Here is a 21,894-nt window from a genome sequence, read left to right on the forward strand (position 1 = left end):
AAAACGAAACAGAGAAACAAAACAAAAAGATAAAAAAGCGAGGATGAAAGAATGAAAAAGAAAGTAGCAGCGATTTTCATGGCGTCAATCATGGCATTTTCCCTGGCTGCCTGCGGAAGCAACGGTGGAAGCTCTGATTCCGGCAAAACAGATTCCGGAGATAAGAGTACAGCAGCAAGCACAGCAGATACCGGAAGCGGAGAAGTAGAGAAAATCATCGTAAGCTTCCCAACCTGGACCGGCGCTCCGGCAGATACCGAGAAAGTACAGGAAGCCATCAACGATATCACACGTGATAAGATTGGCGTTGAGGTCGAGCTTTCTATCACTGATTTTGGTTCCTTCAACCAGAACACCACACTGGCACTTTCTGCGAATGAGGAGATTGATGTTCTGGCATGCGTAGGATTTTCTTACACCACAGGAGTCCAGCAGGGATATCTCTCCGATCTGGAAGAGAATGATCTGCTTGCAACATACGGACCGGACATTGCAGATGCAGTAGGACAGCAGAATATTGATGCCTGCCGTGTCGGCGGAGTTCTGTACGGACTTCCAAGCAACCGCGATATTGCACAGGGACGTGGATGTGCAGCAATTGCAACCGAGTATCTGGATGGAATCGGCTACGAAGTAAACAGTGATGATGAGATCGTAAAAATCAGCCTGGATGAATTAAACGATATTTATGCAAAACTGCATGAGGCATATCCGGACAAAGAAGTATATCGTCCGGGGACAGGCTCTATGAATCAGTTCTCCAATGTAGATGCTCTTGGCGGAAACGTATTCGGTGTTCTTCTTGACTACGGTCAGAATCTTGATGTTGTCAACCTGTTTGAGAGCGATTTCTACAAAGACTACTGCGCAAGACTGTACGACTACAACCAGAAAGGCTACATCAGTGCCGATGCATCAACGGATACTACAGCAGTCGGCGAGCTGGTAAAAGCCGGAACCCTGATGAGCTACACCACAGGTGGAAAACCTGGCATCAAAGCACAGGAGACAACCCTGACAGGCCGCGATATGACGATCTTCCAGACTCTGGATGACTATATCGGATCTACTTCCGTGGCAGGTATGCCTTGGACTATTCCGATCTCTGCACAGCACAAAGAAGCAGCCATGAAATTCCTGAATGAATGCTACAGCAATGCCGATGTTGCAAACCTTCTGGCATGGGGCATTGAGGGAACTCACTATAAAATTGGTGATGACGGACTTGCTACTTACGCAGACGGCGTAGACGCATCCAACTCCGGATGGAACCACTCCATGGGATGGATGATGCCGAACCAGTTCCTGACCCATGTATGGGAAGGAAATGATCCGGATCTGTGGGATAAGATGAGAGATTTCAACAACAATGCAAAAGTTTCCAAGGCAAGCGGCTTCTCCTTCGACAGCACAAACGTTGCAAACGAGATCACAGCAGTACAGAATGTATACAACGAGTATCAGACCAGCGTAGAGTACGGCTTCGTAGATCCGGAGACCGGAATTGCCGAAATGAATGACAAGATGATGGCTGCAGGACTTCAGAAGATTATCGACGAGAAAGCAGCACAGCTTGCAGCATGGCAGGAAGCAAACAAAAAGTAAAGAAAGAAAAATGCTGCGCCGTCCGAAATAAGGGCGGCGCAGAGTATAAGAAGTAAAAAAGAAGAAATCTGTCAAAACCGGAACGACAAGGACCGGCTGCGGATGAGAGAAAAGGAGAATGAAAACATGGCAAGAGTGAAAAGTCAGAAGAGCCAGAAAAGACGAAAAGCATTTGTACGCTTTCTGCCGATCTATATTCTGATGCTGCCGGGCCTCATTTATCTGTTTATCAACAATTACATGCCTCTGCCGGGCCTTGTAATTGCATTCAAACAGTACAATGCCGGAAAAGGCATCTACGGAAGTCCATGGGTAGGACTGAAAAACTTTGAATATCTGTTTACAACAAGCGATGCCTTTGTTATTACACGAAATACCATTCTCTACAATGTGGCATTTATCGTAATCAACACAACACTGGCAATCGCAGTAGCTATTATCTTGAGTGAGCTGGAAGGAAAACGGAAAAAAGTTTACCAGAGCGCCATACTTCTTCCGAACCTCCTCTCCACCGTTATCATCGGATATCTTGTTTTTGCATTCTTCAGCGTAGAAAACGGATTCATTAACAACACGATTTTAAAGGCGCTGGGAAAAGATCCGGTTTCCTGGTATTCGGAACCGAAATACTGGCCGTTTATCCTGGTTTTTGTCAGTGCATGGAAGTCGGTTGGTTACAACTGTATTGTATATCTGGCAACACTGATGGGATTTGATAAATCCTTCTATGAGTCAGCCAAAATCGATGGTGCGACGAGATGGCAGCAGATCAAATATATCACCCTGCCGCTTCTGCGTCCGACCATTATCATGCTGACCATGATGGCAATCGGAAGAATTTTCTACTCTGACTTCGGACTCTTTTATCAGGTGCCGATGAACCAGGGAGCCCTGTATTCCACAACAAACACAATTGATACCTACGTATACCGCGGACTGCTTCAGATGGGCAACGTTTCGATGTCTGCCGCAGCCGGTGTTTACCAGTCTATCGTAGGATTTATTCTGGTGCTTGGCGCAAACCTGCTGGTACGTAAAATTGACCGCGACAGCGCGCTGATCTAGGAGGAACGGTATGAAAACAAGAGAAGATAAAATTTATAGCTTTTTCGGTCATCTGGTCATGACAATCCTGACACTGCTCGCGATCATTCCGATTCTGCTGATGTTCATTTCCTCATTGACTGACAATGCAACCCTGTTACAGAATGGCTACTCTTTTCTGCCGGAAAAGTGGAGTACCTACGCTTATGAGTGGGTATTCACATCCAGCAGCTCCATGGTAATCAAAGCCTATGGAATGTCCTTTATCCTGACCGCAACCGGCGTTGTATGCAGCCTTGCATTGACAACCTGTCTGGCCTACGGCCTTTCGAAAAAGGGGCTGCCGGGACGAAATGTCCTGACTTTCCTGGTATTCTTTACCATGTTGTTCAATGGAGGCCTTGTACCGACTTATATCAATTACACGACCGTATTTCATGTGAAAGATACGTTCTTTGGACTGCTGGTTCCGTCTCTGATGATGAGCGCATTTAACGTTCTCCTGATGAAGAGCTACTTTGTCACCGGTGTGCCGGATGAAATTCTCGAGGCTGCCTACATTGACGGTGCAAACGAATTTCAGACCATGTGGAAAATCGCGATTCCGCTGTCCAAACCGATTATCACAACGGTTGCCATGTTCTCCGGTATTGCTTACTGGAACGACTGGAACAATGGTTATATCTATCTGACAAAGAGAACGGATCTCTACAGTATCCAGAACCTGCTGAACCGTCTGATGCAGAACATTCAGGCGCTGACGCAGAACGCCAACAACATGGCGCAGGCAGGCGAAGGTCTCTCCCAGATTCCATCCGGAACGGTTCGTATGGCGATGGCAGCACTTGGTATTCTGCCGATCATGATCATTTATCCGTTCATTCAGAAAAACTTTGTAAAAGGTATTACCCTTGGCGGTGTTAAGGGCTGATAAAAAAATGTGAGTGACTCCAAAAAATCCGGCTTTCCGATATGCAAAAGGAAAACCGGATTTTTTTAATTTTTAAACTGCCGTGGTGTCATGCCCGTCGATTTTTTGAACTGGCGGGAGAAGTACGAAATATTCTGGAAGCCGCAGGTGATGGCAATGTCACGGATGCTCATTTCACCTTTGGCGAGAAGCTCTTTGGAGTGCGCAATCCGGCGGTCGATGATGTAGTTGATCAGAGAACTGCCGGTATCCTTCTTAAAAAGATGGGACAGATAATCGGCGTTCAGGTACACCATGGCTGCAAGCGTATCGCGATCCAGCTCATCGGAGAGGTGCGATTCGATATATGCTTTCACGGTGGCAACAGCTGTATCCTGGGAAGCGGCTGCCTGACGGCTTTGTGTGAACAGCAGAAGGCTGTTGGAAATCCATTCTCTTAAAGCACCAAATGAGGAGAAGGTCTGTTCCGGGGAAGCAACGGTAATCTGGCGGCGGAAGGCTTCGTCTTCGCTGCCCGGATGATCCATCTGGCGGAACAGCAGCTGCAGGAACTGATAGTAAAAGCCGGTCAGAAATTCCCGTGTGGCTGTTCCGGAGCTTTTTAACTGATTCAGAAAAGCAAATACTTCAATCTGAAGCTGTTCTGTTTTTCCGGCAAGAAGAAGATCGGACCAGCGGTCGGATGGGATTGGCTGTGAAGAAGCCGGAACCGCCGTCCGGGTCTCCTGGGCAAGATCAAAAACATGGTTTTCATACGTGACATTTTTGGCAGCAAACTGTTTCAGGGCAAGAAAAGCATCCAGCAGACTTTCCGGCAGACAGATCTTCTGGAAAACAAAAAAATTGATGGAAAACGGAAAATGTGTCACAAAATCTGTCAGCGCCTGGCGGCATCGTCCCACGACAGAATCGCGGGTGTGTGTGGAGGCCGGGAGAAGCAGAAGATAAAAACCATCGAGCACGCGGATCGTCAGCGGCAGCTCGCCGGGTTCAAAAAAATATTCCCGGGCAATATTTTTTAAAGCAAATTCATACAGTGTGCGGTTGTCAGATGCTGCAAAAACACTCTTTTGTCCGGTCTGGATCAGAAGCGGACAGAAGGGCTGATGAATCAGTTCGACATTCAGACGGCGATAGCGGATTTCATCCATCACTTCGGAAGGAGCAGAGGAAATACTGCCATTTAGCAGGTCGAGGAAGAACTGCTCTGCAAGCGGGAGCTCACTTTCCTTCCAGTAATTAGCATGAAGGGTGTTGACGCGGTCCTTCTGCTGCTTTTCACATTGCGCACAGGCTTTGTCAAGGGCTTCCAGAAGGGCATGGTCATCCAGCGGCTTCAACAGATAGTCACTGCTGGAAAGCTTCATGGCGCGGGAAATATATTCAAATTTTGCATAGGCGGTCAGAAAAATACAGACCGTTTCGTAGTGTGCCTGACGGATCTGGTCCAGCAGTTCGAGGCCGGAACCGCCGGGCATCTCGATATCACAAATCATCAGGTCAATCGGATGTGTGGAAAAGATTTCCAATGCCTGCGTCAGATTGTAGGCACAGAAAATCTCAAAAAAGTCCGGCCGCAGTGTGCGGATTTTGTTGGAAATGCTTTCGACGGTATAATATTCATCGTCTACGATTAACAGGTTCATGATAACCTCCCAAAATATATTTTTTTACCGTTCCGGTTATCCGTCGATGCGGAAAAAGGGAACGTAAGGAAAATCAATGGTAATCTGAGCGCCTGCGCCGGAACGGTTGCAAAAAGTAAAAGCCGCGTCGGGAAAAATCTGGCGGAGGCGGAGTACAACGTTTGTGATGCCGATGTGTTCCTGCTCGGAATTTACATAGGTATCAAGATTTTGCAGCACGGCAAGCATATCCTCCGAAAAACCGCGTCCGGTATCCCAGATACAGATATGAAGGCGGGTGCACTGATTTTTTTCTCTGGCGGTGACGTCGATATGGATGTCCAGAACTTTCCCCATAACGACCTCATATTTGACCGTGTTTTCCACAAAGTTCAGAAGCATCAGCGGCACAACCGTTGCATTGTGCAGCGATTCCTCGCAGGAAGGGAGCAGGCGCAGCGAGCCGGGATAGCGGATGGAGGAAAGCTCCACGTAGTTTTTTACAAGCTTCAGCTCTTCTAAAAGCGAAACGGTCTGACCGGAGGAAAGCGTATAGCGCAGATGCACACTCAGGTTCTGAAGCATCTGCCGTGCCAGGTCCGCGTGGTTATTTTCAGTCAGCTGATAAATGGTGTTCAGGCAGTTGATCATAAAATGCGGTGTGATCTGCTGCTTCAGGTAAAGCGCCTCCAGCTTCTGACGGGAGAGCTGTTTTTCGTAATTCTCAATTTTCAGATCATCGATCTCCTCGACCATATCGTTGAAAGCGGTCGTCATTTCCCGGAATTCATCGAGCATAGCGTCGTCGGGGATACGCACCTTGAGATCTCCGCCGCGGAGCTGCTCCAGCGCATGCGTCAGCATGTGAACCGGGTGAAGAACCCAGCGGTACAGGGAGGCAGACAGAAGCAGCCAGACTACGAACAGACCGAGCGAAACAATAAAGGCAATGATATAAAAGTTTGTCTGATATTTGGTATATTCCGAATCCTTCAGAAGCAGGGTCAGCGACAGCGGTGTTTCCTTCAGTTCATGTGAAACCGCCATCCAGGAGGTTCCGTCGATTTCGTAGGAAGGATACCGTCGCCATTTCAAGCGGGGAGCCTCCAGGCGGACATCGTTTGACGGGGTGCGCAGAAGAAGAGAACCATCGGAAAAATACAGAAGGCTGTCCTGCGTTTTTGTATCGACCAGAGTGCCGAGGAGTGTATCCGTGGAAATGTACGCGCCGAGCAGATATCCGTTTAGGTTCAGGATACGGACAAGGTAATATTTCCCGTTGATTTCGTTGAGATTCCATACAGAGGACGGAGCCTCTGTATTGGCGATTCCGCGGATATAGTTCCAGAGGAGCGGTGGCGGGTTGCTGGTCTGGTCGTAGAGAACGAGGGCATCTGTGGCTTCCTGATAACAGAAAAAGCCGTCTACGGTATAGTTCGGTGCTGCGTTTTCAAAGCTTTTTTTGATTCGGTTTAATGTGGTATACCAGCTGGTTGTCTGTGGTTCCGCTGCGCGGAGCGAAAGGAGATCGGTATCATTCAAAGCAAAAACATAGAGATAGGTTTCGGGGCGGGAAAGGTTTTCATCCAGGCTTTTCTGGTACAGAACCAGTGTATTTTCCGAGTTCTCATGGATCCGCTCCAGCATCAGACCGAAAGCGGCTGTGTTGTTGTACACGACAAGCGCGCAAAAAAAGACGATCATGACTGCAAGCAGAACAAAAATACGAAAACCAAGTGAGTGTATGGAAATTTTGGAAAACCGTTTTTTCAAAGAAACATCTCCTCTCCGATACATGTTAGATACATGCTGAATTTTGAGCCAGATAAGAAGAAAAGGCCGGAACTGTTCAGCAAAAGATCCGGCAGACTCTATGGGAAAGTTTACAATAAAAGTGAAAAAACGTCAATAAATACAAGGAAAAAAGAAACGGATACCGGCAAAAGTAATAAAAAAATAACTGAATTATTGTTTAAAAATTAAATTTAAAAAGATTGACTATTCAAAATGTATTTAGTAAAATTAAATTATCACAATACGAAGCGATACTTATTTCAGAAAGGTGGAACGTATGTTACAGTCTTATACCGAACATGTAAAACGATATGGAATCGCAGAGCTGGTTTTCCAGGGACCGTCCGAGGGAAATCCATTTGCGGAGCAGTGGGTGAAAGGAACGATGGCAGGTCAGGCAGAGGAAAAGCATGCCGAGGGCTTTTATGACGGAAACGGCGTATACAAGCTTCGCTTTATGCCATCCGGCGAAGGAACGTATGAGATCACCGCAGCAACAAGCTGGGGCGATGAGGCGAAAGTGACGGTGGAGGTCGGTGCAGCTGATGAAGGCTGTCACGGTCCGGTCCGTGTGGCAAACACCTATCATTTTGCTTACGATGACGGAAAGGAATACTACCCGTGCGGTACGACCTGTTATGTGTGGGAGCTGCAGAGTAAGGAGACACAGGAGAAAACGTATGAGAGTCTTGCGTCCTCTCCGTTTAACAAGATCCGTTTCTGTGTTTTTCCGAAACACTATGTCTACAATTTAAAAGAGCCGGCACAGTATCCGTTTGAAATTCGTGAAAATTCTCCATGGTCTCCGTCTGATTTTGAGACAGAAAAGCTGGAAAAAGCGCCGCGCAATATGTTCGGCGGCATTGATGCCATGATTGAAAACCCGGATGAAGTATGGGATTATACTCGTCCGAATCCTTCTTATTTTGAACATATTGAAAACACGATCGCACGCCTTGGCACCATGGGAATCCAGGCAGATCTGATTTTGTTCCATCCGTACGACCGCTGGGGCTATTCCCGCATGAATCTGGAACAGCAGAACTTTTATTTAAGATACGTTGTCAACCGTTTCAGCGCATACCACAATGTATGGTGGGCTATGGCAAATGAATTTGACCTGTTCCGCTGGAAACCGGTATCCGAGTGGGAATCCAATGCCGAAACCGTTTGCCGTCAGGATCCGTACCGCCATCTGCGCTCCATTCACAACTGTATGACCATGTACGATCATTCCAGGGGATGGATCACGCACTGCAGTCTGCAGAGAATCGATCTGTACCGCACCGCAGAAAATGTGGAAATCTGGCGCCCGCAGTATGGAAAACCGTGCGTGCTCGATGAAATTGCATATGAAGGAAATCTTCCGTTCGGCTGGGGCAATATCAGCGGCGAGGAGATGACACGCCGGTTCTGGGAGGCATACACCAGAGGCGGATATGGACAGCACGGAGAGACGTATGAAAATGAAAACGGTGTGATCTGGTGGTCACACGGCGGAGAGCTGAAGGGCAGCAGTCCGGCGCGGATCCAGTTCCTGCTGGATATCATGAAAGAAAACGGGGGCTATATGGAGCCGCTTCCGGCATTCTTTGATGAGACCTGCTGCACAAACAGCGCAAGCCATCCGAGAAAAGACTGCGTGATGTACTATTACGGTGCCAACCGCCCATGCCGCCGCCCGTTCCACATGCCGGAAGGCAGGAGTTCGATGTGGAAGTCATCGACACCTGGAACATGACCATCACCCCGGCAGGCCGCCACAGCGGAGAATTCACGATCGACATGCCGTCAAGACCGTATATGGCGGTGAGACTGGTGAAAGTGAAATAAAAATGTGGGAGAGGAATCTTGAAATTCGATTCTGCATATGATATAGTATGTGTAGCTGATAAGAGAAATAAGTGACATGTGTTCACAAAGCGAACCCCCAGCAGCGGCAACTGCTGGGGGTTCTTCCCTTTTTACGGAAGGGCATCCGCCTGGGCTAATTGTCGCCATGTTTTCCGTCTAGCCACTTGCAGATATAGTAGCTGATTACACCTGCTACAACGGAAACGATAAGAGAAATAAGTATAGACATGCGCTCACCCCCTTCCTGTTGCCAGTTTGGGAGGCGACAACAAAATAAGTATAACATGGTATAGGAAGAAACGGTTTGAAAAAACAGAACGTATATTTTGATGAAGTTGCACAAATATGAAAAAAGTCTATTTTGATCTTGACAACCCGCCTCACATATGATATCATACCACCTGTATCACGCCGAAGACAGCAGGTGCCGCAAGGCGTAAGTTTCAAACGCCTGCCGAGGAGAAGTTACACAAGGTTCATGTTATGGAATTTTGAGATCTCTTCGCCAATCTTCGCGAAGAGCTTTTTTTATACTTCCAAAGCGTAGGTACGAAATACTACAAGGAGGTGCAATCATGGCAATCAATGCAAAAATCGATCTGAAGAAGCCGGTCCTGGAAGAGATCAGCGCACAGGTAGAAGGCGCACAGTGCGTGCTGCTGGTAAACTACAGCGGATTAACCGTTGCTCAGGATACTCAGCTGCGTAAAGAGTTAAGAGAAGCAGGCGTTCATTACAAAGTATACAAAAATACAATGATGAAACGTGCATTCGCTGGTACTGCTTTCGAGTCTCTTACCAAAGACCTGGATGGCACAAACGCTATCGCAATCAGCAAGGACGATGCAACAGCTCCGGCAAGAATCATCGCTAAATTTGCAAAAACCGCTCCGAAGCTGGAGATGGTTTCTGGTGTTGTAGAAGGAAACTACTACGACAAAGCTGGAATGGAAGCACTGGCAAACGTTCCGTCAAGAGAAGAACTTCTTGGCAAACTGCTTGGAAGCATCCAGTCCCCGATCGCAAACCTGGCTCGCGTCCTCAACCAGATCGCAGAGTCCAAAGGCGGCGCAGCAGAGGCCTAAGCCTCAAGCGGGCAGCGTGAAATACGCAGCCTGAGAACATTATTCAGAAAATATCCAAGGAGGAAAATAAAATGGCAAAGTTAACAACCGCAGAGTTATTGACGCTATCAAAGAGTTATCTGTATTAGAGTTAAACGATCTTGTAAAAGCATGTGAGGAAGAGTTCGGCGTATCCGCAGCAGCAGGCGTTGTAGTTGCAGCAGCAGCAGGCGATGCAGCAGCAGCTGAGGAGAAAGACGAGTTCGACGTAGAGCTGACAGAGGTTGGCCCGAACAAAGTTAAAGTTATCAAAGTTGTACGTGAAGCTACAGGACTTGGCCTGAAAGAAGCTAAAGAAGTAGTTGACGGTGCTCCGAAAGTCCTCAAAGAGGCTGCTTCCAAAGCAGAAGCTGAAGAGCTCAAAACTAAACTTGAGGCTGAAGGCGCTAAAGTTACTCTTAAATAATTTAAGCGTAAATCAGAATCTTTGGACGCACGGCGGGATTTCCTGCCGTGCGTTTTCTTTTGCGTAAATGATGAAAATGGGAGAGATGAAAAATGCAGGTACATTCCGTTCTGGAATCCTTACAGCAGGGCATCCTGATCTGCGACCAGCATAGCCGGATTGTGTTTTTCAATCAGGTCTACGGCGATTTCATCGGTGTTCCGCTCGAAACCGCGAAAGGTCATAAAATTACGGAGTACCGCAAATCTGCCATCGCTCCGGAGGTCATTGAGAGCGGCATTCCGGTCGAGGGAATGGTGCGGAGAGAAGGGGCGCAGGAATATTTTGCAAGTGTTTATCCAATCTGGGAGGAGAACCATATCCGCGGGAGCATCTCGATCGTGACGAGTCTCGTGCAGTTTGAGCAGCGCGAGACGAAAGCCCACATGACGCTGGAAGAGCGGGTGCGGCGGTTCGAACGGCAGGAGATCCAAAATACGCTGTTGCTGTATGGACAGGATATGGAGGGTAAGCGAAAAGCAGCAAAGGAACTCGGAATTTCGCTGGCAACGTTATACAATAAAATGAAAGAATAAAAAATAGCGGAAAGCCGGAAATTCTATTGCGTTGGATCTTTCTATAATGTTTTCCGACCCGGCTGAAAAGCGGTTGATATAAAAAGGGAACCAAATTTCTAAAATTTTAGAAATTCGGTTCCCTTTTGTGGTACCTGCCATGGCTCTGCGTTACAATGACCTCAGATCAAAGAAAGAGAGGCCATTGGATATGAAAAAAATCAGAATCGGAAGCGGCGCGGGCTACGCAGGAGACCGCATTGAGCCGGCAGTGGAGCTGATGGAAAAAGGAGACCTGGACTACATTATTTTCGAGTGTCTGGCGGAGCGTACCGTTGCGATCGGACAGCAGGACAAAGAGAAAGATCCGTCGAAGGGTTACAACCAGCTGCTCGACTACCGAATGGAAAAAATTCTTCCGCTGATGGCGAAAAACAAAGTAAAAGTCATTACCAATATGGGAGCTGCAAACCCGGTATCTGCTGCAGAACGGACGTGTGAAATTGCCAGAAAACTGGGTGTCGGTGGATTGAAAATTGCCTGTGTGACCGGCGATGATATTACAGACGAACTGGATAAGTATGAAAATGAAACAGTGCTGGAGGACGGCACGCTGTTAAAAGAGAAAAAAGATGTTCTGATTTCCGCGAATGTCTACATGGGTGCGGAGGGCATCACGAAAGCGCTGGAGGAAGGCGCTGATCTTGTCATCACCGGCCGTGTTTCCGACCCGGCGCTGACGATCGGACCGCTGGTGCATGAGTTCGGATGGAACATTACCGACAACCCGGATCAGATGGGACAGGCGGTTCTGGCAGGCCATCTGCTGGAGTGCGCGGGACAGGTGACGGGTGGCTATTTCGCTGACCCCGGTTACAAGGATGTGCCGGAGCTGTGGAAACTCGGATTCCCGCTCATTGAGATCGACGAGACAGGCGCATTTACCGTGACAAAGGTTGAGGGAAGTGGCGGACTGGTGAGCGTGGATACCTGTAAAGAGCAGATGATCTACGAAATCCACAACCCAAAGGCTTATCTGACCCCGGATGCGACGGCAGACTTTTCGCAGGTGACGTTCCGTCAGATCGGGGAAAATCAGGTTCGTGCCGAGCATGCGACAACGCATGGAAGACCGGAAACTTTGAAGGTTAGCGTCGGCTACAAGGACTGCTTCATCGGTGAGTGTGAAATTTCCTACGGCGGAAGCAACTGTATGGCACGCGCCGAGCTGGCGGCGGAGATTCTCGAAAAACGGATTGCGCTGACCGGCATCGAGCTGGAGGAGTACCGCACCGATTTCATTGGCTGCAATTCCCTGTACCGCGACGCGATTTCCAAAGAGATCAGCAGCGGAACTCCGTGTGAAGTGCGTCTCCGCGCCGCAGGCAGAACGAAAGACCGGAAAAATGCTGTTCTGCTGGCAAATGAGGTGGAGGCTCTCTACACCAACGGCCCCGCAGGAGGCGGCGGAGCGGTGAAACGGGTGTCCGAGGTTGTCTCGGTCTGCTCGATTTTTGTACCGCGTGATGACGTAACACAGAAGATTCGGTATTTTGAAGTTTGATCGATGCCTCTGATATTACGGTCAGCAGCAGAAGAGCTGGGATTGTTATAAAACGAAGAGATTGCCGGAACGTGTCTGGAAAACCATTTTCCGCAATCAGCAGAGAGTAACGAAGGGCAGGAAAGGAAACAGTATGAAATTAAAAGAAATTGCACATGCGAGAACAGGTGACAAAGGAGAGATCTCCAATATTTCGGTGATCCCGTATGATGAAAATGATTATGAAATGCTGAAAGAAAAAGTAACAGAAGCGCGCGTGGCAGAATATTTTCATGAAATCTGTCACGGTAAGGTAACCCGCTACGAACTGGACGGCATCCATGCGCTGAATTTTGTGCTTGACAAAACGTTAGGTGGCGGTGTCACAAGATCGCTGGCACTGGACAAACATGGAAAGACACTCGGTATGGCACTGCTGGAGATGGAGGTGTAGGCAATGGCAGAAGATTTTATGACGGCTGCGGTAAAACGCGTAGAAGCACAGTTTGAAAAAAGCGGCGTTTCCGAAAACTGTGCAGCATTTGAAAGAAAAGAAAACCAGATCGAGATGCGTGACGGCGTGAAGCTTCACACGATCTATTATTTTCCAAAAGAAGACACGGCAGAAGAAAAAACATATCCTGTCATTCTGACCCGTACCTGCTATCCGGGCAATGACCGCATTCACCGTGCCTACGGAGAAGGACTGGCACGCAGAGGCTACGTATATGTGTACCAGTACTGCCGCGGCCGGGAGAATTCAGAAGGAAAATGGGAACCGAACATCAATGAGCGGAAGGATGGCATTGACACCATGAACTACCTTGTAGAACAGCCATGGTGCGAGATTTTGGGCTACTGGGGCCATTCCTACACAAGTATGACCGGCTGGGCTTTCGCCGATGCTGCGGAGGGGAAAGTTGCCGCAATGTTTCTGGAGGACTATGGAACGGATCGTTTTACATCAGCCTACGAGAAGGGCTGCTTCCGCCACGATATCTTAACCGCCTGGTCGATGGAAAATGCGGAAAAACCAGTGAATGCTGACTATCGCGAAAGCTGCCGTTATCTGCCGCAGATTGAAGTGGACGAGGCGCTGTGGGGACAGCGTGTTCCGTCCTACCGCGAATACATCACAAGCCCGAACCCGGATGCGGCGCTCTGGCAGACGGGCTGGTGGAAACAGTTGCGGGAAATTCCATCAAAAACGAAGGTTCCGATTTATCTTTTAAGCGGTTGGTACGATCATCACCACGGCAGCAGTATGAAAACGTGGGAGCGGCTGAACGAGGAGACAAAACAGCACAGCTGGCTCGAAATCGGCGCCTGGAACCACTTTTTCCAGATCTGCCTCGAGGGCAAAGAGGTGATGCACCCGCAGAATGAAGAAATTCCGAAGATGCTGGAATGGTTTGAGCTGACGCTGAAACAAAAAGAAATCCCGACGCAGCGGATCCGTGCCTATGAAATCGGCGCAGACCGGTGGATGGATACCGTGTCCGACGGACTGGGAGAAAAAGGAACTGCGGGAAGCATGACGTTGTATCTGGATGAGAAAACACTGCGGACAGACACGCCGGAACAGGAAAAAACGAGGAACTACACGTTTGACCCGGCCACTCCCGTCGAGAGCATCGGAGGAGAAGCCCTTCTGCATACGATGCCGCAGATCGGCAGCCATCTCCAGCCGGAACCGGACTATCGTGAGGATGTCCTGAGCTTTGTATCAGAACCGCTGGAAGAAACTTTCACGCTGAACGGAAAAGCCTCCGTCCGCCTGTTCGTGGAAAGTGACTGCGAGGATACTGCATTCACAGCGAAAATCATGGAGGTAACGCCGGAAGGAAAAGCTTACAACATCCGTTCCTCGATTGCAACGCTGGAGCAGGGAAAAACAGAGGCCGGGACCTATGAACCGGGCAGCGTGGCAGAGGTACAGATTACTATGTGGAATATTGTATACACGATTCTAAAGGGTTCCCGCATTCGTGTAGATGTTTCTTCTTCCGATTTTCCACAGTATCATGTTCACAGCAATCAGAAAGGGCTGTGGTCGGAAAAAACAGAGAATAAAATTGCACATCAGACGATCCACACGGGCGGAGTGCACGCATCCTGTGTGATTCTGCCACTGATGAAAAAACAGTGAACTGTAACGGTAAGACGGACATAGGGGAAAATCAAAAAGAAAAAAGTAGCACAATCCATTCTTTTGTGGTATAGTGAAAATACTATAGGTTTTGCGGTAAACCTAACCAGCGGACCGCGTCATGAAATCAAAAGAACAGGAGAAAAGCTATGGAGAAAAAGTGGTGGCATAAAACAGTCGGATATCAGATTTATCCGAAGAGTTTTCAGGATACCAACGGAGATGGAATCGGAGATCTGAAAGGTGTGATCCGTCATCTTGACAAAATAGAAAAACTGGGAGCCAATGTCATCTGGCTCTGTCCGGTGTTTGCATCCCCGATGGTGGACAACGGATACGACATTTCCGATTACATGGACATTGACCCGTCGTTTGGAACGATGGAGGACATGAAGGAACTGATCGCAGAGGCAAAAAAACATGGCATCCGCATCCTGATGGATCTTGTCGTGAACCATTCCTCGGATCAGCACGCATGGTTCCGGGCGGCACTCAAAGATCCGTTTGGAAAATACGGAAAGTATTATGTGTTCCGGGAAGGAAAAGACGGCAAAGAGCCGAACAACTGGCGGTCGATTTTCGGTGGCAGCGCATGGGAGAAAGTACCGGGATATGATAACCTGTATTATCTCCACATTTTCACGAAAGAGCAGCCGGATCTCAATTGGGAGAATCCGGAACTTCGGGAAGAAATTTATGAGATGATTTTAAATTGGATGGATCTGGGACTTGGCGGATTCCGTCTTGATGCGATCAGCCATCTGAAAAAGAATTATCAGTACACCAACCTTCCGCCGGATGGACCGGACGAGTACAATATGGCGTTCGAGTATTTCAACAATGTAGACGGTCTTGCCGACATTTTGCGTGAAATGAAGGAGCGCACCTTTGCGCCGACCGATGCGCTGACGATCGGAGAGTACGATCACATGGCACCGGAGGATGTGGAGGATGTGATTGGGGAAAACGGCAGTTTTTCGTCTGTTTTCGATTTCTGCCACACCTTCGACAATGTGCGCAACCCGAAATGGGGCAATACCGTGGCATTGTTTGACGATTATCGTGATCAGCTTTTTGCGGCGCAGAAAATCGTGGATGGCCGCGGTATGCTCTGTAACTTCCTCGAAAATCATGACAAACCGCGCAGTATTGACCGGTTCCTGATGCCGGAAGACCAGAACCGTTACAGTGAAAAAATGCTTCCGGTCACCAATTTCTTCCTGCCGGGTATTGTATTTCTGTATCAGGGACAGGAGATCGGCATGCGCGACGACCCGAAACAGTCCATTCATGGATTCGTCGACAAACCGACGTTTGCTATTTATGACCGTCTGATTGCCGAAGGAAAAACGGATGCGCAAGCGCTCGAGCAGATCAATCGTGAGAGCCGCGAGCACAGCAGAACTCCGATGCAGTGGGATGCATCTGCCGAAGCGGGATTCACAACAGGTACGCCGTGGTTCCCGGTGAATAAAAACTATACGGAACTGAACTATGAGGCCGAGGAAAAAGATCCTGATTCCCTGCTGTGGTTCTACCGCAAAATGGTGGCAGTAAGACGACGTGAAGATCTGGAAGAAACCTTCCTCTATGGAACGCTGATTCCGGAATACGAGACAGTAAGCGGCGTTCTGGCGTACCGTAGAAAGGATGAGAAGAATCACATTCTGATTCTGACCACTTCTCTCGCAGATGGCATGGCACTGCCATTTGCAGATACAATCGAAGAAGTACTTCTGAATAACTATGACACCTGCGAGGCGGGCGAGGGAACGATCCGTCTGCAGCCGTATCAGTGTCTGGTGCTGAAGGTGAAGGAATAGTTGCAAAAACTATAGCAAGACCCGAAAATAATGCAAAAAAGGCAGTGCTGCAGAGCTGAATTTTTTGCATTATTTTCGGGGATTGCTATAAAACAAAAACTGCGGTTCTGCGGGAGCATATGCTTTGCGGAACCGCAGTTTTTTCACAGATAGTGAATTAAAATCTCCCCTTGACATACTCCCTGGAAAACGTAAAAATAGAATTAAAATGTGTGGGAGAGCAAAAGGAAAAGAGTATGAAAAAACAGGAGAAAAAAACAGGTCTGGAAGAATTCCTGAAAGGGGGTCAGGAGACGCTGCCGGGATTTCGGTTTCAGATCTATCGGGCAGAAGAAAAAAGATCACTATGGAATGCGGATTTTGAGCTTCTCTTTCTGCTGAAAGGTGACGGAAGAGTCAGCTACGAAGATGGTGTTGTGTATCAGATTAGGGAGAAAGATCTTTTTGTTGTGAATGGATTTCAGATTTGTTCGATTGATCTGAATGAGCAGGGGATTCTGCTGTCGCTGAAAATGAGTGCAGATGCGATTGCGTCCGTTCATATTGAGTTTTTAAAATATGAGATTGAATGCAGATCCTTTTTGTTCACGGAGGAGCAACAGGAAGTGTTTGATATAATCCGCAGTGATCTGGCGCGGGTTTTTCAGGAAGCATACAAAAACGATATGATGCAGCCTGTTAATGCGCGCAGTCGGATAACGGCGCTTCTTGAGGATCTTTCGAGGTATTTTGCTGCCGGTGAACGGGTGAAACATTCCAGGAGCGGTCGTGAACGGATTCAGATGGCGTCGGATTATATTCTGCAGCATTATAAAGAAGCAGTCACGCTAGAGGATTTGGCGGACCATATTTATCTGATTCGGACATATATTTCGCGGAGCTTCCCGCGGTATTTTGGTGTTTCGTTTCTGGAATACATAACGCAGGTACGTCTGGCGCATGCAATTCTTGATATGCATGGAGATGCGACGCTCACGGAGATCGCGTACAATAACGGATTTTCCAATGCTATAAGATTACGCGCGAACAGGGCAGCCCATATGACTGCTGGGCGGCAATGGGTGCGCCGGAGGCAATGACATCGGAAGAGAAGGAAATGATATGTCACAGTGCAGATCCGGAGTACCGTGTCTGGCGGGAAACGGTGGGAGAGGAACAGGTTCTTTCTGTTCAGGAACATTTGAAGGTACATGAGGTTGCATGTATAGAGATAATTTGCCTGAATCATCATCGATAATTGCACTAAAAAATATGAAAACATGATAATAAAACAGAAAAAGACAAGAAAATGAGAAACAGCGTGTGGAAAGTGAGTAGAAAATTGCCCCAAAAATCCCTATACTGAGAAACAGAACAAAGGTCGTAGGCGCATGGTACGGCCGCAAAGAGGGCGGAAGAGAGAAGGAGATTCATCCGTAGCCTCAAAAAGGTATGGGAGGACAAAACAATGGCAGCAAAAGAACAAACTTCAGCCAGGCAGAGCCTGACCGAAAAAATCAGCACGAAAGAAAAGATCAGCTACGGATGCGGAGATCTGGCCAGTAACCTGATTCTCGTGCTGACATCCACATTTGTAGCGTATTTCTACACCGACGCACTGGGATTAAACGCAGCAATCATCGGAAGCATCATGATGTTTTCCCGTTTTGCAGACGGTGTCACCGACATGCTCATGGGATATGTCATGGACCGCGTCAAAACGAAATACGGAAAGGCAAGACCATGGCTGTTATGGCTGGCAATACCGATTGCCGTAGCATGTGTGCTTGTATTTCTCGTTCCAAACACCGGAACCGTCGGAAAGTATATTTACGTAACGATTACATATAACCTCGTTACCACTTTCCTTTACACGATGATCAACATTCCTTACGGCGCACTGACATCCTTGATGAGCCGTGATCAGGGACAGAGAACGGTCATCAACGTTTTCCGTATGTTCATGGCACAGTTTGGTTCCCTTATCATCAATGCTTCTACCCTTCCACTGGTCAACAAAATGGGCGGAAGCAGCCACCAGAAGAGCTGGATTATCGTATCTGCTATTTACGCAGTCGTTGCAGCAATTCTGTTCCTGGTCTGCTTCAAAAACACCAAAGAGCGTGTTACCGTATCTTCCGAGCAGAAAGAAGGAGTCAACTTTGTGCAGTCTCTGAAACTGATCTTCAAAAACAGCCAGTGGCTGCTGCTCTGCGGCATCTGGATTACCATGTGCCTTGGCATGGGTGCCAGCGGTGCGGTTGGAACCTACTATGCAAAATATATCCTGATGAATGAGAACATGGCAGGATTTATCTCATCTGTTTCCATTATTCCGGTGTTGATTCTGATGCCGTTCTGTGTACCGCTCAGTCTGAAATACGGAAAACGAAATGTAGCTCTGGCTGGAACATTCTTCAGCATTGCAGGACAGATTCTGATGGTTATCAATCCGACCAACGGAACATGGCTTCTGGTATGCTCTTTGATCAAAGGTGTCGGATCTGCAACTCTGACAGGAACCATCTTCGCCATGGTAGCCGATACCATTGAGTATGGCGAGTGGAAAACAGGAACTCGTGTGGAAGGTATGCTGTATTCGACCACAACCTTCGGCGCAAAAGTGGGAAGCGGACTTGCGAGCGCCGTTGCACTGTGGATTATCTCAGCAGCAGGCTATGACGGACTTGCTGCAACTCAGACCGCAAGTGCACTTTCTGCAATCAAAACCCTGTATCTGTGGGTTCCGATTCCGTTTTATGCAATTATGATTCTCTTCTATGTATTTTACAAACTTGACAAGATTTATCCGCAGGTAATGGAAGAACTGAAGGCAAGAGAGGCAGCAAAAGAAAAATACTAAAACAAAAACCGAAAAATTGGTCCCACAAAAGGAGAAGATCTTTTTGCGGGACCTTTTTTGTGGTACAATACAACAAAAAAAATCTATCATGAGGTGTGAAATGGAAAGAGACAACAGAGACGAAGACATGATGCTGAAAGGAACAAAACAGGAAATGCCGGGATTTCGTTTTCGGCTACTCCGGCCGGAGAAGAAACGGGAACTGTGGAATCCGGATTTTGAACTTTTATTTCTGCTTCGTGGGAGCGGAAGAGTCAGCTACGAGGACGGGGAAGTTCACAATCTCCCGATGGGATCTATCTTTGCGATCAACCGGTTTCAGATCTGTGACCTGGATCTGGACGAAGACGGACTTGCTCTGTCGCTCTGCGTTTCAGCGGAGACGATTGATTCATTTCACATTAAGCTGCTGAAATGTGAAGTCAAATGTCAGTCGTTTTTTTATATGGAAGATCAGCAGGAAAAATTTGATTTGATCCGGCGGGATATGGCACGGATCTTTCTTGAGATGTACAAGAATAATGAGGAACAACCGATCTATATGAAAAGCCGTGTGACGGCGCTTCTGGAGGATCTGCTTTTTTACTTTACATCCGGGGAAAAGGTGGAACAGGGCCGGGGCGGAAGGGAACGCATTCAGCGGGCATCAGACTATATTCTGCAGCATTGCCGGGAAGAGATTACGCTGGAGGATCTGGCGGATCATCTTTATCTGAGCCGTGCCTATATTTCACGGAGCTTTCCGCAGTATTTCGGTGTATCATTTCGGGAGTACGTGACGCAGGTGCGCCTGGCGCATGCCGTACAGGAAATGCACAGCGGCGCAACGCTGACGGAGATTGCCTATCACAATGGATTTGTCAATGAGACGGCGATGATCCGCGCATTCCGCAAATACCGCGGTATGACACCGAGCGAATACCGGAAGCAGATGGAATATACAGTAAAACAGCGTGAAAAGAAAGGAAAAGAGCGGGAAGAGGCGGCGGGAGACCATGATATTTTCCAGAGTCTCCTGCAGTATGCAGCGGTCACGGAGCAGGAGATTGAGACGATAAATGAGAGTGCCGTTTCCGTGACAGCGGCAGTAAACGGACGGAAACCAAGAGTGGCAGGCCACTGGAAGCGCGTGATCAATGCCGGCTATGCGGCAAGTGTGCTGAACCGCGAGGTGCAGGATGAGCTGGAACAGCTGGTGCAGGAGCTCGGCTATGAGCTGATCCGCGTAAAAGGAATTCTTGATGATGATATGTGCGTATTTCGGCGGAATATGTGGGGCGAGATTCAGTTCTGCTGGAACTATATTGATGAGGTGATCGATTTCATCCTTTCCACGGGAGCGAAGCCGTTGCTGGAATTCGGCCATATGCCGTTGCTGCTGGCAAAAACAGACCCGGGAAGAACGATGCGTCCGGCGCTAAGCAGCTCTCCGCGGGATCTGGCTGAGTGGCGCATGCTGATCAAAAACCTGATGGAACATCTAAGGGAACGGTATGGAATCAACCAGATGCGGCGCTGGATTTTCAACCCGTGGATCAGCGGAGACGTGATCACGATTGATGGAGGAGATGAGTTCTTTGAGACGTGGAAAGCATCGTACGAGGAGATGAAACGTGTGAGCCCGGATCTTGTAACATGTCTTTCCTTTGGTCTTGGACCGGAGGAACATCTCAAAGCCTTTATCGAAACTATGAAGGAAAAGGAATGTGTGCCGGAAATTTTTGCATTCCGCTCGTTTGGCACGGTGATCTATGGAGAGGAAGAGGAGAAAATGAATCTGATCCAGAACAACGAGAGCGTCAATATGATTGTGAGCCGCGACCCGGATTTTCTGCGGAACCGCGGGGAGAAGGTAAAAGGTCTGCTGCAGAAGGCTGGGCTTGGTGCACTGCCGGTTCTGGTGGATGAGTGCAGCAGCAACATCTGGCAGAGGGATCTGTGCAACGATACCTGTTATAAAGCGGCATGGCTGTTTAAAAATCTTCTGGAAAATGAAGAGGCGCTGCAGGGAATTGCGTATTTCTCGGTCAATGACCGTTTGGATGAAGTATTTCCGGCGCGGGAAACGTATCATGGAGGTTTTGGGCTGTTCACGATGAACGGCATTCCAAAGGCGGTCTGCACTGCGCTGCGGCTGCTCGGCAGAATGGGATCTCGTCTGGTGAAGCGTGGGGACGGCTATTTTATCAGCACGGAGCCGGAGAAAAACCAAAGCCAGATTTACCTGTACAACTATGTTCACTACGATATGCTGTACCGCTACCGCCATGCCGTGAATATTTCCCGCACGGATCGTTACCGCGTATTCAATATGGGGGAAATCCGGACCTTTTCAGTGAAACTGACCGGACTGGAACCGGGAAAATATTGCCTGCGGCTGTATAAAGTGACAAAAGAGCACGGCAGCAGCTACGATGCGTGGGTGCGGATGGGAGCTCCGGAGCGGATGAACCGGATGGAGCGCGCGATGCTGTGCCACAGTGCGGACCCGGAATACCGTGTCTGGGAGCAGGAAACCGACCCGGAAGGCAGCCTCACGGTGCAGGAACGCCTGGAGCCGCACGAGACGGCGCTGATTGAGGTGGAGCAGATTCTGTAAA

At 48.4% G+C, this 21,894-nt stretch carries 16 protein-coding genes, 1 pseudogene and 1 other annotated feature; of the genes and pseudogenes, 15 read left to right on the forward strand and 2 right to left on the reverse strand.

The window, feature by feature from the left end:
- Positions 1-51 precede the first annotated feature (51 nt).
- The 3 genes from DW965_RS00310 to DW965_RS00320 all read left to right on the forward strand — a co-directional run bounded on the left by DW965_RS00310 (position 52) and on the right by DW965_RS00320 (position 3,580).
- Positions 52-1,605 carry an ABC transporter substrate-binding protein gene (locus DW965_RS00310; RefSeq protein ID WP_117761445.1) on the forward strand — a complete coding sequence of 518 codons (1,554 nt, stop codon included), beginning with the start codon at positions 52-54 and terminating at the stop codon, positions 1,603-1,605.
- Positions 1,606-1,731: 126 nt separating this feature from the next.
- Positions 1,732-2,670: an ABC transporter permease gene (locus DW965_RS00315; protein WP_117761444.1), complete on the forward strand. Its 939-nt coding sequence runs from the start codon at positions 1,732-1,734 to the stop codon at positions 2,668-2,670.
- Positions 2,671-2,680: 10 nt separating this feature from the next.
- The gene (locus DW965_RS00320) at positions 2,681-3,580 is read left to right on the forward strand and encodes a carbohydrate ABC transporter permease (protein WP_117761443.1); all 900 of its coding nucleotides are present in this window, start codon (positions 2,681-2,683) and stop codon (positions 3,578-3,580) included.
- 65 nt (positions 3,581-3,645) lie between these two features.
- On the opposite strand, the gene DW965_RS00325 is transcribed toward DW965_RS00320, so the two are convergent.
- Both DW965_RS00325 and DW965_RS00330 read right to left on the reverse strand, forming a co-directional pair.
- Entirely contained in the window at positions 3,646-5,226 is a 1,581-nt protein-coding gene (locus DW965_RS00325; RefSeq protein ID WP_119197879.1) for a response regulator transcription factor, read from the reverse strand.
- Positions 5,227-5,262: 36 nt separating this feature from the next.
- Positions 5,263-6,978: a sensor histidine kinase gene (locus DW965_RS00330; RefSeq protein ID WP_158568557.1), complete on the reverse strand. Its 1,716-nt coding sequence runs from the start codon at positions 6,976-6,978 to the stop codon at positions 5,263-5,265.
- Positions 6,979-7,276: 298 nt separating this feature from the next.
- On the opposite strand from DW965_RS00330, the gene DW965_RS00335 reads away from it, so the two are divergent.
- From DW965_RS00335 to DW965_RS00390, 12 genes and pseudogenes are all read left to right on the forward strand, one after another.
- Entirely contained in the window at positions 7,277-8,740 is a 1,464-nt protein-coding gene (locus DW965_RS00335) for a DUF5060 domain-containing protein (RefSeq protein ID WP_243036227.1), read from the forward strand.
- Positions 8,713-8,832: a DUF5605 domain-containing protein gene (locus DW965_RS19485; RefSeq protein ID WP_243036228.1), complete on the forward strand. Its 120-nt coding sequence runs from the start codon at positions 8,713-8,715 to the stop codon at positions 8,830-8,832. The genes DW965_RS00335 and DW965_RS19485 overlap by 28 nt, the downstream gene beginning before the upstream one ends.
- Positions 8,833-9,246: 414 nt before the next feature.
- Positions 9,247-9,391, forward strand: a sequence feature (ribosomal protein L10 leader region).
- Positions 9,392-9,428: 37 nt separating this feature from the next.
- Positions 9,429-9,938, forward strand: coding sequence for a 50S ribosomal protein L10 (gene rplJ / locus DW965_RS00340; RefSeq protein ID WP_055227784.1), 510 nt, complete (start codon positions 9,429-9,431; stop codon positions 9,936-9,938).
- A gap of 71 nt (positions 9,939-10,009) precedes the next feature.
- Positions 10,010-10,383 (forward strand): annotated as a pseudogene (rplL, locus tag DW965_RS00345) (50S ribosomal protein L7/L12).
- 92 nt (positions 10,384-10,475) lie between these two features.
- Entirely contained in the window at positions 10,476-10,958 is a 483-nt protein-coding gene (locus DW965_RS00350) for a helix-turn-helix domain-containing protein (RefSeq protein WP_119197880.1), read from the forward strand.
- 190 nt (positions 10,959-11,148) lie between these two features.
- Positions 11,149-12,501, forward strand: coding sequence for an acyclic terpene utilization AtuA family protein (locus DW965_RS00355; RefSeq protein WP_119197881.1), 1,353 nt, complete (start codon positions 11,149-11,151; stop codon positions 12,499-12,501).
- Between the two features lie 133 nt (positions 12,502-12,634).
- Positions 12,635-12,934 (forward strand): AtuA-related protein, encoded by a 300-nt coding sequence (locus DW965_RS00360; RefSeq protein WP_119197923.1) that lies wholly within the window; start codon positions 12,635-12,637, stop codon positions 12,932-12,934.
- 3 nt (positions 12,935-12,937) lie between these two features.
- The gene (locus DW965_RS00365) at positions 12,938-14,629 is read left to right on the forward strand and encodes a CocE/NonD family hydrolase (protein WP_119197882.1); all 1,692 of its coding nucleotides are present in this window, start codon (positions 12,938-12,940) and stop codon (positions 14,627-14,629) included.
- 149 nt (positions 14,630-14,778) lie between these two features.
- Entirely contained in the window at positions 14,779-16,452 is a 1,674-nt protein-coding gene (locus DW965_RS00370) for an alpha-glucosidase (protein ID WP_119197883.1), read from the forward strand.
- Positions 16,453-16,688: 236 nt separating this feature from the next.
- Positions 16,689-17,531 carry a helix-turn-helix transcriptional regulator gene (locus tag DW965_RS00375; protein ID WP_119197884.1) on the forward strand — a complete coding sequence of 281 codons (843 nt, stop codon included), beginning with the start codon at positions 16,689-16,691 and terminating at the stop codon, positions 17,529-17,531.
- A 368-nt stretch (positions 17,532-17,899) separates the two neighbouring features.
- On the forward strand, positions 17,900-19,294 hold the full coding sequence (locus tag DW965_RS00385; RefSeq protein ID WP_119197886.1) for an MFS transporter: 1,395 nt from the start codon (positions 17,900-17,902) through the stop codon (positions 19,292-19,294).
- A gap of 100 nt (positions 19,295-19,394) precedes the next feature.
- Positions 19,395-21,893, forward strand: coding sequence for a GH39 family glycosyl hydrolase (locus DW965_RS00390; RefSeq protein ID WP_158582767.1), 2,499 nt, complete (start codon positions 19,395-19,397; stop codon positions 21,891-21,893).
- Position 21,894 lies beyond the last annotated feature (1 nt).

The sequence above is a fragment of the Blautia sp. AM47-4 genome, from assembly GCF_003479865.1.
Classification (GTDB): domain Bacteria; phylum Bacillota; class Clostridia; order Lachnospirales; family Lachnospiraceae; genus Fusicatenibacter; species Fusicatenibacter saccharivorans.